The sequence below is a fragment of the Polynucleobacter sp. AP-Sving-400A-A2 genome, assembly GCF_018688155.1.
Taxonomy (GTDB): domain Bacteria; phylum Pseudomonadota; class Gammaproteobacteria; order Burkholderiales; family Burkholderiaceae; genus Polynucleobacter.
In genome coordinates, this window is record NZ_CP061312.1 from 1,650,108 (window position 1) to 1,667,096 (window position 16,989).

The following is a 16,989-nucleotide window of genomic DNA, read 5'->3' on the forward strand; positions in this document are numbered from 1 at the left end:
AAATCCTTAGTAGGAAAAGTGAAAATGTGCTTGCTAACCTATACTGCTGATGCGTTGTTCATAGTATAGGTGAGCTTAGGATAAATTGAAGATCTCAGTAAATAAACACCCCATAAAAGCAGTGTCGATTCGTCGAGCTATTTTCTGCTTACTTTTCATACTCACATCAGTATTCCTGCTGTGGCTTTTTTATCAGACACTACATCAGCATTTCCCCACCCCAATTCTCTGGTCATTAGTAGTCCTTTTTTCGCTCACCTTACCCTGGATGGTGATTGGTTTCTGGAATGCAGTTATTGGCTTTTTAATTTGTCTTTTAGTAAAGAATCCACTTTCTATCGTTCTACCTAGAAATATGCAAGATTGCGAAGATAGTCCTTTAAATAGTTCTACAGCTCTTTTACTGTGCATTCGAAATGAAGAGTCATCAAGGGTAGTTCGTAATCTGCAAATTATGATTGAAAGTCTAATCAATGCAGGCATTGAAAAATATTTCTATGTTTATATCCTTAGCGACAGCACTACTGAAACCATTAGACAATCTGAGAGTGCGCTTTTCGAGAAATTAAATAAAGAGTATGGACAAAGAATTAATATCGTCTATCGCTGTCGCGAAAATAATGAAGGATATAAGGCAGGAAATATTGCTAACTTTTGTCAGAAGTATGGAAAATTGCATCACTTTGCCATCACGCTGGATGCTGATAGCTTTATGACGGCTACGGCAATGAAAAGACTCGTTCAAATGATGCAATCGAATCCGCAACTAGGGATATTGCAAGGTCTTGTTATTGGTCTACCATCAAGCAGTGCCTTCACTCGTCTTTTTCAATACGGCATGCGTCTTGGAATGCGCTCATACACCATGGGCTCAGCATGGTGGCAATCTGATTTTGGTCCTTATTGGGGTCATAACGCAATTATTCGCCTTGATCCTTTTATGCAGCGCTGTCAGCTTTCAGAGATTAAGACTGCTTCAGGGTATACGAAACAGATACTTAGCCATGATTTAGTCGAAGCAGTACTCATGCGTCGTGCTGATTTTGAAGTACGCGTTTATCCATGTGAAGATAGTAGCTGGGAAGAAAATCCGCCAACCCTGACGGAATATATTCGTCGAGATTTAAGATGGTGCGAAGGAAATCTTCAATACATTCATCTCCTCACCCTTCCCAATCTCAAGTTAATTAGTAGGATACAACTTGTTTTAGCAATATTTATGTTTCTGGGCTCACCAGCATGGATTGCGCTGATGATTATCTGTACTCTCTCTATCGCTACTTTTCCATCCATTCAAGAAACTGCCAGCGGAGTTTATTTTCATACCTTTATTTGGCTTACTCTTTTGATGTGGTACCTACCAAAAGTTGCCGGGGCTCTCAATGTCTTACTCAGTACAAAAGAATCCCATCGCTTTGGTGGTCGATGGCGTTTTATCGTTAGCCTCCTACTTGAAACGATGTTTTCTCTATTGATGACTCCTATTGCCTGGCTTAATCACACTATTTTTATGATGAATCTTGCCTTGGGACGTCAAGGAGGTTGGGCAGCACAGGCGAGGGATGACCATACCGTCAACATTTGGAATGCAGTCAAGCAATTTTGGCCACATACGGCATTAGGAATTACTCTATTCTTGACGCTGTATCTCAGCCATAGAGATACTACCTACTTTGGTTTGTTATTTTTTGGCGGCTTATTAGTGTCGATACCATTAGCAGTGATAACGTCGCAGTCCTGGCTAGGTAATCTCATGATGAAATATAAACTTTTATCCTCTCCAGAAGAAATTACTACGCCAGAGGAATTGATACCCCTCCGCCTAAAAGCTTTACATCATCACCACAGTAATTAAGCATCCTCATGAGCCTTGTTAGAACCTATACACGTGCATTAAAAAAACTTGACTCTGATAGTAGGCTTGCTTGGATTTTGGCACTTGCTAATGCGGCACTTGCTATTACGCTTTTTGCAGAACCGATATTGTTTGGCAAGGTTGTTAACACACTAGCTAGTACTGAAACATCGCAAGCTACCTCCTTATGGAATGAAGTTGCACCTTTACTAGTGATTTGGATACTTTTTGGATTTTTTACGATTGGCACTTCAACACTCGTTGCCCTATTTTCCGATCGTCTAGCACACCGACAACGCCACAAAGTTTTTGGTGAATATTTCGAGCATGTATTACATATGCCTCTGAAACAGCAGTCACAAACTCACTCTGGTCGTTTGATGAAAATCATGATCGCAGGCACAGACACCCTTTGGTGGTTATGGCTAAGTTTTTTCCGTGAACATCTAGCCGCTTTCATCTCTCTAGTCATACTCATTCCACTAGCGCTATACATGAATTGGCGACTGGCTTTAGTGCTCATTGGTCTCTGTCTATTTTTTGGATTGCTGACCCACTTTATCTTACGAAAAACTCAAGATCTTCAGCAAGCCATTGAAAGCCACCATTCAGATTTAGCGGAATTAGCCTCTGACACCCTCAGTAATATTGCGCTAGTACAGAGTTTTTCTAGAATTCAGCTTGAAGTGAAGGCCCTGAAGAGCATCAGCCAAAAGGTGCTGAATGCTCAGTTGCCCGTTCTGTCATGGTGGGCAATAGTAACGGTACTCACAAAATCTGCAACAACACTCAGTATTCTCTGTATCGTTGTTTTAGGATCATGGCTTTACACGAAGTCACTAATAACATTAGGTGAAATAGTTACCTTTATTGCTTTTGCAGGCATTTTTATTGGTCGCCTAGAACAAATAGTAACGTTTGCCAATAAGTTAGCAATAGACGCTCCCAGATTACAGCAGTTTTTTAACATCTTGGATACATCTCCAGATATTCAAAATACTCCGAATGCAATAGATCCGGGGCGATGTGTTGGTTTGATCGAATTTAATGAAGTCTTCTTTAGTTATAACAATCGGAATAAAGCGATTGATGGGGTGAGTTTTACTGCAAATCCAGGTGAGACAATTGCTCTGGTTGGCGTTTCTGGGGCTGGAAAGTCTACTGTGCTGAGCCTGCTGTATCGCGCCTTTGATGCCCAGTCTGGACGGATTACTATTGATGGTATTGATGTCAAAAAATTTGATCTAACAGCACTGCGCAGAAATATTGGCGTGGTCTTTCAGGAGCCCTTGTTATTTAATCGCTCTATTGCTGAAAACCTTCTGGTTGGTGCGCCAAACGCGAGTGAAGAAGAGATACGACAAGCCTGTCAACGAGCGCAAGCTCTTGATTTTATTGAAAATCGGACTGAGGGTTTTGATACTATTATCGGTGAAAGAGGGCGAATTTTATCTGGAGGCGAGAGGCAACGTCTTTCCATTGCACGTGCTTTACTGAAGGATCCCCCTATTCTCGTTTTAGATGAGGCTACTAGCGCATTAGATAGCGCTACTGAAGAAAGCTTAATTAAGGCAATGAATGAGGTGATACGTTCTCGGACCACCTTAGTCATTGCACACAGGCTCAGCACCATTAAAAATGCAAATATGATTTTAGTGATGAAGGCCGGTAAGATTGTCGAGGCTGGAACCTATCAATCTCTTTGTGAGAAAAGTAGTCAATTTAATGAAATGGTCAATATCCAATTGGGATTACAGCATCCATAATCAGGACTGCATCTATTTATTTTAATTACACTTATGACTTCATTTTCAACTGATTGGTTAAGCTTACGTGAAAGCGCAGACCATCGCTCACGAAATCCTGTTTTACAAGAGCAAGTACTTAGGTATCTGGAGAAAATTAGTAACCTCAAGAACGGCCCAATTCATATTGTCGACTTAGGATCAGGCACAGGCTCCAATCTTCGTGCCCTCGCACCATTAATTCACCACAATCAAAATTGGACGCTAATTGATTACGATCCACTGCTTTTAACAGCAGCTCGTGAAAAAATTTGTATATGGGCAGATTACATCACTGATAAAGCGCACAATAAAGACCATGATAACGATGTCACTAGACCCGTAACTTTAGTTAAAAATAATTATGAGATCACTGTGCAATTTTTACAAAAAGATCTTGCTAGTAATCTTCAGTCTAAACTCTTCGAATCAGCAGATTTAATTACTGCAGCAGCTTTTTTTGATTTAATCGCATTGGACTGGTTAGTTCAATTTTGTAGCGTGTTAAAAACCTCCATTTATACAGTTTTAACTTATAACGGCGAGGAAACCTGGCTACCATCAGACCCCAGGGATACCGAAATTCTTGAGGCATTTCATCATCACCAAGGTTCAGATAAGGGCTTTGGAAATGCTTTAGGGCCTTTAGCCTTTAAAACAATGGAGCAGTTACTAAAAAAAGAAGGGTTTCACGTAGAAACCGGATCAAGTCCTTGGATACTTAATCCGAATGACGCCTCATTAATTCAAGAATTAGCAGCCGGCACTGCAAAGGCAGTAGTTGAGACTCACTTGGTTAGCCATGAAATTGCGAAACAATGGGGCGAGCAACGTTCCAAATCTCAACACTGTGAAATTGGACATGATGATTTGTTTGCTATTTATAAAAAGAATTCAATCTAAGTTTCTTACACTTAGGATCTAGAATTAATCAAAAGTATTATTTAGCAGTAAAGAAAAAATATTGATGAGCCGTTACTTTAAGTAACACTCAAAAGACAAAACCCCCACCATTTCTGATGAGGGTTTGCTTTTCTGGTGGGCCCACCAGGACTTGAACCTGGGACCAAAGGATTATGAGAGCAGACATCCAAAGAAAACCACTAGGATTTCAAGAGCTTACGTCGCCTAAATATCGGTGTGTGAGCTTTTGTGTGACTAGATTAATAAGATCACAACAAACACTATCTCGCTCTTTGGTTTCGAAAACCAAAGGAATTTTGGAGCAACTATCTAGCACTTCGTTGCTCCAAAATGGATTTACCTACAAAGCCTTTAGATGCTGACTTATCCGATTTAATAGATCAGGAAAATTTGGCTGGCCTTTGTAATATAGGCTAGCTACTTTTTGATATTCTGATTCAAACAACTTTCGGTCTTCCGAATCACTCAGAAGAAAAGCTGGGTTTTGAGAAATGATTAAGTTATCGGACTTGGGAAAACGCTCTACCTTCCTAGTCTGATACCTATCAGTCTTAATAAATTCCAACACTGATGGGTAATCCAATAAACAATATACGTCGTAGTAATGCCTTAGGAAGTTCTTAGGAAATCCTTTGCCATCTTTGTATTGGCGATACTTCGTAGAGATTGTTTGCAGTTTTTCCACAAAAGTATATTCAGGCAAGTAACACAAGACATTTTTGGCTCTATTATCATCAATGTCTTTGATGTACTTAATTGCATAATCGTATGCCCATGATGAAATATCTACCGGCTGATTGGGTGCCGTATCGTCAAAGCCTAACACTAATAAAACACCATGCTTTAAACCACCCAACGATGGCATTATTGATTGGTAATTTAAGCGGACCCCACCACTGCGCATTTTTTCTGAGTCATCAAATGCATGATCTCGCACAACATCTTGTATACCAAGAATCTTCATCTTACTGGCAACCCAGTCGTAAAAGTCAGATCGAGATTTTATGTGCGCTTCTTTATCTTGATTTTTGCCAGTCTTAACATCCATGCCTACTGGCGGCTCAATGCGGATATCAATATCTTCGGAAAAGCGATGGATTAATCCAAACCCCTTGGATAATGAAGTTCCACCCTTCAATTCAAATGTAAATCCTTGTTGCTGCAATCCCCAAAGGCAATGCATGATCCAATAATCCTTTTCAACCAATGTGGGATCAATACCCATATTATCTGATTCAGTAGCAATCAGATCTTTGAAATCCTTATGTTCATGCAAAAGCACTAAGTACTCGCTCTCTGCGTATCACGCAACCAAGATGAAACCCGCTTCTTCGTTCTCCCTGCCCCATAAGCACTAACTGTTTTTTGCAATTTAGCAGTTTCAAACTTATTTAACTGCTTCTCTGCCTTAGCCAATACATCATCTTTATTCTCGGCAAGCGAATCTAGGTTATTCAATAGATCCACCAATAAGAATTCTTTATCCAGCTTTTTTGGAAAGCGCGGTTTTACCCGAAATTCAAAACTTCTATTACCCAATTTAAAGACGCCATGGCGTTTATGGTTGTACACCACAGTTTTGTTATAGAGCTGGGTTGTTCCTAGACCCAAGGAGTTGTAGCTATTAGGTGAAAGTAACAAAAAGTTCTCGTCTTTTAAAAAAGCTTCTACTAGCTCATCGTCTTTCGGAGGCACCCTGCCAAAAGTGGAGGACTTAGGTACGTAATACAGCCCTTGCGCCAGCTTTTCTAAATCACCCGCATCAACCAATTGTTTTAAATGACGGTCAACCGCATTGGAGTCTCCTAAAAGATCCTCTCTTCTATAAACATGACCCTTCTTAAGACGCGAGAGAAGTCTCCCCAATGCGCTATTGCGTAATTCAGGCGAAGTATTTAAGGGAGGTTTTACAGGCTCTTTTTGCATGATTTTTTATTGAAATTTCATGCATATTAGCATAGGTACATGATCTTAACAAGCGTTACTTAAAGTAACGCTCAAAAAGACAAAACCCCAGCTATCTCTAACTGGGGTTTGCTTTTCTGGTGGGCCCACCAGGACTTGAACCTGGGACCAAAGGATTCCGGTTTGTGTAATTTTCATTACTCCCTGGACTATGCCTTCATCATATCGATTGCTCGACTTAGATGGGTGCCGTCTAGTCTCTACACGTTCAAAGTATTTCTACTAAGCTTCGCTCGGCGTTAGCTTGTGCAGCTTTTGGCTACATTTAGCTTTCTCCGAATTTGACACCATCCCTTATGCAGTTTCCACGCATAAGGCACAACTTTCGCTATGAGTCCTCTGCTCTAACCAACTGAGCTATGGGCCCTAAAACTTTACGTTTACTACACACCTTACTGCTGATGTTTTTTACTTCAAAACCACACTAAAACCGCATTTACTACACACCTCGGTTTTTGCTCCGGTGTGTAAGCGGTGTGTAGTGAATATATACCGCCTAATTCACCACTAACCTCTTGAATCTATTGAGGTCTTTGTTACAAGACCCCTAGGGCTTCTTTCTTATGAGTCCTCTGCTCTAACCAACTGAGCTATAGGCCCTAAAACTGCGCCCTATTTATTACAACTAATAGGGTTATTACACTTAGCAATGCTAGTTAAGTAAGATTCTTTTATGAAAAATAAAATTTCGCTTAAAGAGCGTTTTCTCAAACTAAAAAAATTCCGAGGACGTCTTCCTAAAAACTTCCGATTCAACCGTGACGAACTTCACAGGATGTAGGTAGACTTAAGGCTTGCATCACTTAAAAAATTCTTTATCAATCCTCTTCGAGGAAGGTCTTGAGTTTGTCGCTACGGCTTGGATGACGCATCTTTCTCAAGGCCTTGGCTTCAATCTGACGAATACGCTCACGAGTCACGTCAAACTGCTTACCCACTTCTTCGAGGGTATGGTCTGTGCTCATCTCAACACCAAAGCGCATACGCAATACTTTTGCTTCGCGTGGTGTTAATGAATCCAAGACATCCTTCACTACATCGCGCATCGATTCATGCAAGGCTGCTTCAGCTGGAGCCAAGGTATTGCTATCCTCAATGAAATCACCCAGGTTTGAGTCCGCATCGTCACCAATTGGTGTCTCCATGGAGATTGGCTCTTTAGCAATCTTCATAATCTTGCGAATCTTATCCTCAGGAATTTCCATTTTGAGAGCCAAGGTTGCAGCATCTGGCTCATGTCCAGTCTCTTGCAAGATTTGACGGCTAATACGGTTCATCTTATTGATCGTCTCAATCATATGGACTGGGATACGGATCGTACGTGCTTGGTCAGCAATAGAACGGGTAATCGCCTGACGAATCCACCAGGTTGCATAGGTAGAGAACTTATAACCACGACGGTATTCAAACTTATCTACCGCCTTCATCAAACCGATATTACCTTCCTGAATCAAGTCCAAGAACTGCAAACCGCGGTTGGTGTATTTCTTAGCAATCGAGATTACCAAGCGTAAGTTGGCGACAGTCATCTCACGTTTAGCTTCACGCGCACGCTTCTCACCAGCAGTCATCTGCTTGTTTACTTCTTTTAATTCTGGAAGTGGTAATACAACCCGCGTCTGAATATCGATTAACTTCTGCTGCAATTCCTGAATCGCTGGAACGTTACGCTGTAGCAATGCTGTGTACGGCTTGTTTTCTTTGAGTAGCTTGTTTACCCACTCTAGATTCATCGACATTTTTGGGAAGTCTTTTAATACTTCGCCACGATTAACGCCTACCTTGTCTACCAACAAGCTCACAATGCCCCGCTCGAGCTTCCAAACTTGATCCACTTGTGAGCGCATGGTGTCACATAACTTCTCGACACTCTTTGCAGTCAAGCGGAAACCAAGTAACTCACCACGAATAGCTTCTTGCGCCTTGATATAAGCCGGGCAGTTATAACCCTCCTTATCAAAAGCACGACGCATCTTGTCAGACTGGGTACGCACAATTGCAAACTTCTCTAGAGAGATCTGCTTTAACTCCTCTAGTTGCTTAGCGTTTGCAGTAGCTGCGCCGCCGCCACCGCCACCTTCATCTTCAACGCCTTCTTCGTCACCCACTTCAGCATCTGGGTCAATCTCTGGCTCTTCCGGTCCAAGCTTAATATCTTCAGCGTTAGGATCAACTAATCCATCTACAAATTGATCAATCTCCATCTCGCCGCTAGCAATCTTGTCTACGTTAGCCAAGATCTCACCAATGGTGACAGGGCAAGCGGCCAAGGCCATCACCATATCTTTAAGACCTGCTTCAATCTTTTTCGCAATTACGATTTCGCCTTCGCGAGTCAGCAAATCCACAGTACCCATCTCGCGCATATACATACGCACTGGATCAGTTGTACGACCAAACTCTGAGTCGACAGTAGCTAAAGCGGCTTCTGCCTCTTCTTCAGCCTCTTCTTCGGAAGTGGTTGCAGAAGCATTTTCATTAAGGAGGAGCGTCTCAGCATCTGGGGCCTGCTCATACACAGTAATGTTGATATCGTTTAAGAGGCTGATCAATGTTTCTAATGCATCGGCATCTGACAACTCATCTGACATCACGTCATTCATCTCGCCGTGAGTTAAGTAACCCTTGGACTTACCCATCTTGATCAATGTCTTCAGACGAGTACGACGTAATTCTTGCTGCTCTTCAGAGCCTAACTGTTGTGCTGCGAATTCTTTTAAGAGTGCCTTTTCTTTGGCCTTACGCTCACGCGCTTTTTGACGATCAGTCAGAACTGGCTCAGCACCTTCTGCAGGAGCATCCGCTTTGGGTTTACGACCTTTTTTTACCTCCTCAGTCTTAACAAGCTCAGTCCCAGGCTCAACTACTTTTGCTTTTTTACCCTTAGCTTCTTTAGCTTCCGGAACTTCCTTAACCGCTTTAGCGGCCTTGGCTGGCTTTAACTCAAGCTTAGGAGCAACAGCTTTAACTTTCGCTACTGGCTTTGCTGCGGTCTTTGTTGGAGCTTTTGCTGCTTTAGCGGGGGCCTTCACTGGCTTAGCTGGTACTTTAGTTTTAGCTACTGGCTTAACTGGTTTAGCGGGCGTCTTTGCTTTAGCTGCTGGCTTGGCTGCTTTTACTGGTGCTTTAGCTTTAGCTACTGGTTTAGCAGGCGCTTTTCCTTTAGCAGCTGGCTTTGCTGGTGCTTTGGCTTTCGCTACTGGCTTGGCTGGTTTAGATGGTACTTTGGCTTTGGCCACTGGTTTAGCAGGCGCCTTGGCTTTGGCCACTGGCTTGGCTGCTGCTTTGGCTTTCGCTACTGGCTTGGCTGGTTTAGCTGCTGGTTTTTTCTTGGTATTAGGCATTTATTAGCACTTACTCACGTTACTGATGATTGTTCTCGACTGCTTAGGCGCAGCCACTAGTCCACTTGCCCCAAATTTCTTCAAAATAAAGCGCAAGTGGCTGAATTAAATCGTTTTTTTTCTGGGAATAGAGGATTATAGTCGATTGTGACTTTTTTACCCCCATCCATACTCAAAATACGGGGTAAATTTCGGGTTTTTCTGGGCTTAAATCAGAAAATTCCTAGGAGAATTTCAGTCTTTCGCCCAGTTCGCGATATCGAGCTCGATCTTGCTCTGTAGCAATGCTGCCAGCAATCTTTTGAGCAATTTCTGTCATTTCTGTTTTCAGGTGGGTAAGCTCCAGCTTTTTAAAGGCGCCATCTAAATCTGCCATCGCTCCTTCAATCTCTAAATCGGAGCCCATGACCCGCTTTCTTAACACCTCATAGAGCGGAGCCAACTCGCTGCGAGATAGCTGCTCTTGGAATAAAGCAAATGCGCCGGCACCTACTGCTGGTGGCTTACCGTTTTCACCGGGAATCAATTCAACCTGATCACATTGAGTCAATAAATCCTTCATGAGCTCCAATGCTTTTTCTGAGCGCAGCGCGGAAGCCTGTAAAGCAAGCGTCCTCTTATTAGCATCCAAAGCTTTTCCTAAATGGGGAAACTGAATCAAGACTCGCAACATCTGCTCCGCCAAATCTGTAGGAGCTTGCGGAGGTGGAATGTTGAGTACAGGCGCTCTTTTCGCTGAACCCTTAGAGGCCTGCCAAGGCGCGCCCTGGGTCCGGTTACCGCTATTAGCTTGCACAAAATTAGGTGCGCGTTGATTTGTTATTGCATAAGAACCCTGCTGCACTGGTGCAGGCACTATCGTCAATCCACAAAAAGACTCTAACTCTGCAGGTGTTGAATTAGTGCGAATAGCCAGCTCACGCAATATTTGCGTACGCAGAGCAATTGGCGGCATGGATAGCAACATTGGTTTTGCTGCATGATGTGTTTGCGCTCTTCCCTCAGGCGTTGTTAACTCGTGGTCTTGACTTGCAATCTTAAAGAAGAAGCTTGAGATCGACATCGCTTCTTTGATGACTTTTTCAAAGGCAGGTGCACCATAGGCTCGGACATAACTATCGGGGTCGTGTTCTGTAGGTAAAAACAAGAAGCGAATTTCTTTATCATCGGACATTAATGGGAGGCATGCTTCCAGCGCACGTTGCGCCGCACGCTGCCCAGCAGAGTCACCATCAAATGAAAACACGACTTTATCGGTTTGGCGCAACAACATGCGCACGTGGTTTGCAGTACAGGCCGTACCTAATGTAGCTACGGCATTAGGAAAACCTAATTGCGCGAGTGCTACAACATCCATATAACCCTCGCATACAAGAACATATTCTTGCGAGCGGATAGCCTGTCTAGCTTCGAACAGGCCGTACAAGGTATTACCTTTAGAGAACAATGGTGTCTCAGGAGAATTTAAATACTTGGGCTCACCTTGATCCAAGATGCGTCCACCAAAGCCAATGGTCTGCCCCTTAGAATTGCGAATCGGAAACATGATGCGATCACGAAAGCGATCGTAGCGTCTGGCAGTTTGGCTATTTTCGGTCTGCTCACTCTGGATGAGTAAGCCACCCTCCAGCAAAGTCTTCGCTACTTCATCATTGGCATAAGTCCCAAAGATTGCCTCCAGGCCTTGCCAACCATCGGGCGCATAGCCCAAGGCATACCGTTTAGCGATCTCACCAGTAAGGCCACGCCCTTTGAGATATTCCACTGCACGCGGAGCAACTTTGAGTTGCTGACGATACCAATCGGCAGCTGCACTCATCACTTCACTCAATGCCATGGTCTGCTGTTGGCGGGCAATATCATTTGCAGTGCGCTCTTCACGCGGCACATCCAATCCTGCGGAACGCGCCAAGTCTTCAATAGCATCTACATAACCAAGACCAGAATATTCCATCAGAAAACTAATAGCAGAACCGTGCGCCCCACAACCAAAGCAGTGATAGAACTGCTTGGTAGGTGATACAGAAAATGAAGGGGATTTTTCTGAATGGAAGGGGCACAAACCTTGAAAGTTCGCACCCGCTTTTTTTAACTTCACGTGCTGCCCAACCACATCCACGATGTCGACCCGATTTAGTAAATCGGCAATGAAGGATTGGGGTATGAGAGCCATCAGTATGGGATGAGGCTGAGCTTGTGAACTTACTTAGCTAGTGCCGCTTTTACTAAACCAGAAACTTTACCCATATCAGCCTTACCAGCCAATTGACCTTTGAGAACGCCAATCACTTTACCCATATCTTGCGGACCAGCAGCACCAGTGGATGCCACTGCTGCAGCTACCGCTACCGCTACTTCTGCATCAGATAACTGTGCTGGCAAGTAGTCTTGCAGGATGACCATCTCGGCTGCCTCAATTGCAACTAAATCATCACGATTGGCTTTCTCAAATTGAGAAATCGAATCTTTGCGCTGCTTAATCATCTTCTCAATGGTAGCGATGACACTGGCATCATCCATCACAATGCGATCATCCACTTCACGCTGTTTGATGGCTGCTAATAGAAGGCGAATCGTTCCAAGACGCGCCACTGCTTTTGCACGCATCGCGTTTTTCATATCTTCAGTAATTTGATCTTTCAGACTCATGGTATTTTTCCCCTGTATTCAATATCTCATACATTGCTGGCGATTCAAAAGCAAAAACCCGCTGCGTTTCACCGTCAGCGGGTTTCAAAGCCTCTCGGTGAGGAGAGCTTTTAAATTCGATTAGTAAAGCTTTTTAGGCAACATCTGGCTGCGAATACGCTTGTAATGGCGTTTAGCAGCAGCAGCCTTTTTACGCTTACGTTCAGCCGTTGGCTTCTCGTAGAACTCGCGTGCACGCAAGTCTGTCAAAAGGCCATTCTTTTCAATGGTGCGCTTGAAACGGCGCAATGCCACTTCAAAAGGTTCGTTCTCACGGAGGCGGACTGTAGTCATACTTGTTTAACTCGTATATGCTCGAAAAATATCGATAAATTAACTGAAATGCGATTCTAGCACGACCAAATACAAAAATGATTGTTTTAGGCATAGAAACTTCTTGTGACGAGACCGGGGTGGCCGTATACGACACCGCCCCCTGGGAAAACCACGCCCCAGCCCATCAGGGCATCCTAGGACAGGCGCTGCACTCCCAAATTGCAATGCATCGGGACTACGGAGGTGTTGTCCCGGAATTAGCCTCTAGAGACCACATAAAACGGGTTTTACCTCTTCTGGACGACACTTTGCATGAGGCTGGACTCAAATTAAAGGATCTTGATGCGGTCGCCTATACCCAGGGGCCTGGATTGGCTGGCGCACTGCTCGTAGGTAGTGCTTTTGCCAAATCCCTTGCCCAGGGCCTCAATCTTCCCTCAATTGGGGTGCATCACCTTGAAGGACACCTGCTTTCACCACTTTTAGGGATCTCTGTACCGGAATTCCCCTTTATCGCCCTCCTAGTCTCAGGCGGACATACCCAGCTGATGCTGGTGAGCGGAGTTGGTAAGTACCAACTTCTAGGTGAAACCTTGGACGACGCTGCTGGCGAAGCCTTTGATAAAACAGCCAAATTACTCGGCTTGGACTACCCGGGCGGAGCTGCTATCTCTAAATTGGCAGAAAAAGGGCAATCCGGAAGATTTGATTTGCCCAAGCCAATGCTGCACTCAGGGGATTTGGACTTTTCTTTCTCCGGACTCAAAACAGCAGTGCTGAACCAGGTGAAAAAATTTGAGGCATTAGACATTACTGATCCAGATGAGATAGCAACTTTTCATGCGGATCTTGCGCGAAGCTTTGTCGATTCCTTAGTTGCAGTACTCGTCAGTAAATCAGAGAAGGCACTGAAGCAAACTGGCTGCAAACATCTAGTGCTGGCAGGCGGTGTGGGTGCCAATTTGCAATTACGCGCAGCTCTTAATGCGAGCGCTAAGAAGAATCGATTTGAAGTGCACTATCCGCCAGTCGATCTATGTACTGATAACGGCGTGATGATTGCATTTGCTGGAGCGCTGCGTATGTTGGCAGAAAATAATGGCTCAACTACTTCAGGTGCTTTCGATATCAAACCCCGCTGGGATTTGGCGAGCAATAATCTTACCTAGATTATTGCTGAATTTATTACTTATTCAGACTAATTTTGGCGTAGGCACTATGGTTGTGAATCGATTCAAAATTCTCAACCTAAACTACTAAAGACAAAATACGCTCATCATGCGAGAACTGAATGTCTAGCATGGCTTGAGAGATGACTTATTTGCCCACGGCTACAGGATTTGTTGCAGTTTTAAGTAGAAAACGTTGGGAAATAGCCTTTGCAATCCCCGCAACGTCCAGGCCACACTGACTCATCAGGAGTTTGTAATCGCCATGCTCCACGAATACATCAGGAAGACCTAATTGCAAAAGGGGTTTGTTTATCCCCATTGCAGAAAGTGCCTCTAAGCACGCACTACCAGCACCACCCTGAATCGCACCATCTTCAATCGTCACAAAATAATCATGGTCTTGTGCCAAGGATTTGAGTAGCTCAAGATCCAATGGTTTAACAAAGCGCATATTGGCAACTGAGGCATCGATTTGTTCAGCCACTTCAAGTGCTGGGTAGAGCAAAGTTCCAAAAGCCAAGATCGCTATGCGCTGACCCGCAAGCGTACTCGACTTACGACGCACTTCACCTTTACCTAGTGGCACAGTGCGTAATTCTTTTGAAGGAATGGTTCCAACACCAGCACCTCGCGGATAGCGCACAGCGCTAGGATGCGGCTGATGAAATGCAGTCGTCAATAAATCACGGCACTCCGCTTCATCTGCCGGTGTCAAGACCAACATATTCGGAATGCAACGTAAGAACGGGATGTCATATGCACCAGCATGGGTTGCACCATCTGCACCAACCAAGCCGGCACGATCTAAAGCAAACAAGACTGGCAGATCCTGAATCGCGACATCATGAATCAGTTGATCGTAAGCGCGCTGCAGGAATGTTGAGTAAATCGCCACTACGGGTTTCATACCTTCGCATGCCATGCCAGCAGCAAACGTGACTGCATGCTGCTCAGCGATACCCACATCGTAATAACGCTTGGGAAAATTCTTTTCAAATTCCGCTAGACCAGAGCCTTCACGCATTGCAGGTGTAATGCCAATAAGTAATGGATCAGCGTGCGCCATATCGCACAGCCATTCACCAAACACTTGAGTAAAGGTTTTTTGAGAAGGCGCGGCAGACTTCTTCACACCCTCTTCCGGATTGAACTTACTTGGGCCGTGATACAGCACTGGGTCTGCTTCAGCCAACTCATAGCCCTGACCTTTGCGGGTGACTACATGCAAGAACTGGGGGCCGCGCCCCTCAAGCGCCAAGCGGCGAACATTTTGCAACATCGGAATAAGAGCGTCTAAATCATGGCCATCGATTGGGCCAAAGTAATTAAAACCAAACTCTTCAAAAATAGTGGATGGAGAAACCATGCCCTTAGCATGATCTTCTAAGCGTTTAGCAAACTCCCGCAAAGGCGGCGCAATAGATAAAACACTATCAATACCCTTCTTCGTTGCAGAGTAAATATTGCCACTCAATAGTCTAGCGAGGTGTCGATTGAGAGCGCCAACCGCTGGCGAGATCGACATATCGTTGTCATTCAGAATGACTACTAATGGAAGGTCTTCATACACACCCGCATTGTTCATGGCTTCAAATGCCATTCCACCAGTCATGGCGCTATCGCCAATCACCGCAACAGCAACTTGCTTCTCACCCTTAGTTTGAAAAGCGCGAGCCATGCCCATCGCCGCAGAAATACTCGTTGAAGAGTGGCCGGTACCAAAGGCATCGTATTCACTTTCAGCACGACGTGGAAAGCCTGACAAACCATCCAACTGGCGCAAGCTACTCATTCGCTCACGACGACCAGTCAAAATTTTGTGTGGATAACTTTGATGACCCACATCCCACACAATCCGATCATGCGGTGTGTCAAATACATAGTGCAAGGCAATGGATAACTCGACCGTGCCTAAGTTAGAGGAAAGATGTCCGCCCGTCTTAGATACTGAATCCAAAACAAACTGACGTAATTCATCTGCAAGCGCAGGGAGCTGCTCGCGCGAAAGTTTTTTGAGGTCTGTAGGGGAATGAATGGAATTTAAAGTCATCAAATCTTTAGTAATCTTATTTGCCTCTGTTAACCACTAATAGAGCCAAATCTTTCAGGGCCCCGGCTTTAGCGCCAAAACTCTCTAAGCTAGCAATCGCCGTTTCTTGTAAATCGGCTGCTGCTTGCTTGGCATAGTCTAAACCCATCAAGGTCACATAGGTCGGCTTGTCATTTGCCGCATCTTTTCCTGCGGTTTTACCCAAGGTTTGACTATCTGCAGTGGCATCTAAAACATCATCCACAATTTGAAAAGCTAAGCCTAAGGCTTCAGAGTAGTTTTTGAGATGCTGCATTTGAGTTGGATTCAACTTGGCCGCAATACCACCCATCTGAACCGAGCAAGAAAGCAGAGCACCTGTTTTCATAGCATGCATTTGCTTTAAGCCAGCTAAGTCTAATTTTTTGCCCACGCTCTCCAGATCAATCGCCTGACCACCAGCCATACCGCGCGAACCAGACGCACTAGCCAATGCACCGATCATTGCCAAGCGCGTATCAGCATCGCACTGCGTGTTTGCCAAAACCTCAAATGCGCGAGTTTGCAATGCATCACCAACTAATAAAGCGGTCGCCTCGTCATAAGCCTTGTGCACAGTAGGACGTCCACGGCGTAAATCATCGTCATCCATACAAGGCAAATCATCATGCACCAAGGAATAGGCATGAATACATTCAATTGCAAACGCAGCGGAATCTAAAGCAGTATTTTTCTCTTCATTGAAATCATCACCTAGCTCACCAGCGGCATAAACCAACAAAGGACGAATGCGCTTACCGCCACCTTGAGCGGCATAACGCATAGCTTCATGCAAACGTGCGGGGTTGGCATTCGCTGCATCAAGCCAACTATCGAGAGCCAATTCAGTTCGCTGCCCGTGAGCACGAACCCAATCTTCAAATGAAAGTACGTTGTTCATAAAGGTAAAGTC

The 16,989-nt window shown here is 44.4% G+C and carries 12 protein-coding genes; 4 read left to right on the forward strand and 8 right to left on the reverse strand.

Features of this window, described 5'->3' with window-relative positions:
• Nucleotides 1-85: 85 nt before the first annotated feature.
• Genes mdoH through C2758_RS08765 form a run of 3 tightly spaced genes read left to right on the forward strand, consistent with a single transcriptional unit; the run spans nt 86 to nt 4,542 of the window.
• Entirely contained in the window at nt 86-1,855 is a 1,770-nt protein-coding gene (mdoH, locus tag C2758_RS08755; RefSeq protein ID WP_256441898.1) for a glucans biosynthesis glucosyltransferase MdoH, read from the forward strand.
• Between the two features lie 8 nt (nt 1,856-1,863).
• Nucleotides 1,864-3,621: a glucan ABC transporter ATP-binding protein/ permease gene (locus C2758_RS08760; protein WP_215327857.1), complete on the forward strand. Its 1,758-nt coding sequence runs from the start codon at nt 1,864-1,866 to the stop codon at nt 3,619-3,621.
• Nucleotides 3,622-3,654: 33 nt separating this feature from the next.
• The gene (locus C2758_RS08765) at nt 3,655-4,542 is read left to right on the forward strand and encodes a class I SAM-dependent methyltransferase (RefSeq protein WP_215327858.1); all 888 of its coding nucleotides are present in this window, start codon (nt 3,655-3,657) and stop codon (nt 4,540-4,542) included.
• Nucleotides 4,543-4,903: 361 nt separating this feature from the next.
• On the opposite strand, the gene C2758_RS08770 is transcribed toward C2758_RS08765, so the two are convergent.
• From C2758_RS08770 to rpsU, 6 genes are all read right to left on the reverse strand, one after another.
• Nucleotides 4,904-5,845, reverse strand: coding sequence for a nucleotidyl transferase AbiEii/AbiGii toxin family protein (locus tag C2758_RS08770; RefSeq protein ID WP_371817695.1), 942 nt, complete (start codon nt 5,843-5,845; stop codon nt 4,904-4,906).
• Nucleotides 5,845-6,489: a DUF6088 family protein gene (locus C2758_RS10760; protein ID WP_251369187.1), complete on the reverse strand. Its 645-nt coding sequence runs from the start codon at nt 6,487-6,489 to the stop codon at nt 5,845-5,847. Before C2758_RS10760 ends, C2758_RS08770 begins: the two co-directional genes overlap by 1 nt.
• Nucleotides 6,490-7,346: 857 nt before the next feature.
• On the reverse strand, nt 7,347-9,872 hold the full coding sequence (gene rpoD, locus C2758_RS08780; protein ID WP_215327860.1) for an RNA polymerase sigma factor RpoD: 2,526 nt from the start codon (nt 9,870-9,872) through the stop codon (nt 7,347-7,349).
• A 223-nt stretch (nt 9,873-10,095) separates the two neighbouring features.
• Nucleotides 10,096-12,045, reverse strand: coding sequence for a DNA primase (gene dnaG / locus C2758_RS08785; RefSeq protein WP_215327862.1), 1,950 nt, complete (start codon nt 12,043-12,045; stop codon nt 10,096-10,098).
• A gap of 29 nt (nt 12,046-12,074) precedes the next feature.
• A complete protein-coding gene (locus tag C2758_RS08790; RefSeq protein ID WP_215327863.1) occupies nt 12,075-12,521 on the reverse strand; it encodes a GatB/YqeY domain-containing protein in 447 nt (148 codons plus the stop codon).
• A gap of 120 nt (nt 12,522-12,641) precedes the next feature.
• Nucleotides 12,642-12,854, reverse strand: coding sequence for a 30S ribosomal protein S21 (gene rpsU, locus C2758_RS08795; RefSeq protein WP_011903537.1), 213 nt, complete (start codon nt 12,852-12,854; stop codon nt 12,642-12,644).
• A 77-nt stretch (nt 12,855-12,931) separates the two neighbouring features.
• On the opposite strand from rpsU, the gene tsaD reads away from it, so the two are divergent.
• Nucleotides 12,932-14,005, forward strand: a complete 1,074-nt coding sequence (tsaD, locus tag C2758_RS08800; protein ID WP_215327864.1) for a tRNA (adenosine(37)-N6)-threonylcarbamoyltransferase complex transferase subunit TsaD — start codon at nt 12,932-12,934, stop codon at nt 14,003-14,005.
• Nucleotides 14,006-14,153: 148 nt separating this feature from the next.
• Here tsaD and dxs read toward each other — a convergent pair whose 3' ends face one another.
• Complete coding sequence (gene dxs, locus C2758_RS08805; RefSeq protein WP_215327865.1) at nt 14,154-16,058, reverse strand: 1-deoxy-D-xylulose-5-phosphate synthase; 1,905 nt, start codon at nt 16,056-16,058, stop codon at nt 14,154-14,156.
• Nucleotides 16,059-16,074: 16 nt separating this feature from the next.
• Nucleotides 16,075-16,977 carry a polyprenyl synthetase family protein gene (locus tag C2758_RS08810; RefSeq protein ID WP_215327866.1) on the reverse strand — a complete coding sequence of 301 codons (903 nt, stop codon included), beginning with the start codon at nt 16,975-16,977 and terminating at the stop codon, nt 16,075-16,077.
• Between the last annotated feature and the right edge of the window lie 12 nt (nt 16,978-16,989).

What these genes read in the sequence shown, in the direction of transcription:
- C2758_RS08810 (WP_215327866.1), bottom strand. Translation starts at nt 16,977, where the DNA reads ATGAACAACGTACTTTCATTTGAAGATTGGGTTCGTGCTCACGGGCAG.
- tsaD (WP_215327864.1), top strand. Translation starts at nt 12,932, where the DNA reads ATGATTGTTTTAGGCATAGAAACTTCTTGTGACGAGACCGGGGTGGCC.
- rpsU (WP_011903537.1), bottom strand. Translation starts at nt 12,854, where the DNA reads ATGACTACAGTCCGCCTCCGTGAGAACGAACCTTTTGAAGTGGCATTG.
- dnaG (WP_215327862.1), bottom strand. Translation starts at nt 12,045, where the DNA reads ATGGCTCTCATACCCCAATCCTTCATTGCCGATTTACTAAATCGGGTC.
- C2758_RS08765 (WP_215327858.1), top strand. Translation starts at nt 3,655, where the DNA reads ATGACTTCATTTTCAACTGATTGGTTAAGCTTACGTGAAAGCGCAGAC.
- C2758_RS08790 (WP_215327863.1), bottom strand. Translation starts at nt 12,521, where the DNA reads ATGAGTCTGAAAGATCAAATTACTGAAGATATGAAAAACGCGATGCGT.
- dxs (WP_215327865.1), bottom strand. Translation starts at nt 16,058, where the DNA reads ATGACTTTAAATTCCATTCATTCCCCTACAGACCTCAAAAAACTTTCG.
- rpoD (WP_215327860.1), bottom strand. Translation starts at nt 9,872, where the DNA reads ATGCCTAATACCAAGAAAAAACCAGCAGCTAAACCAGCCAAGCCAGTA.
- C2758_RS10760 (WP_251369187.1), bottom strand. Translation starts at nt 6,489, where the DNA reads ATGCAAAAAGAGCCTGTAAAACCTCCCTTAAATACTTCGCCTGAATTA.
- C2758_RS08760 (WP_215327857.1), top strand. Translation starts at nt 1,864, where the DNA reads ATGAGCCTTGTTAGAACCTATACACGTGCATTAAAAAAACTTGACTCT.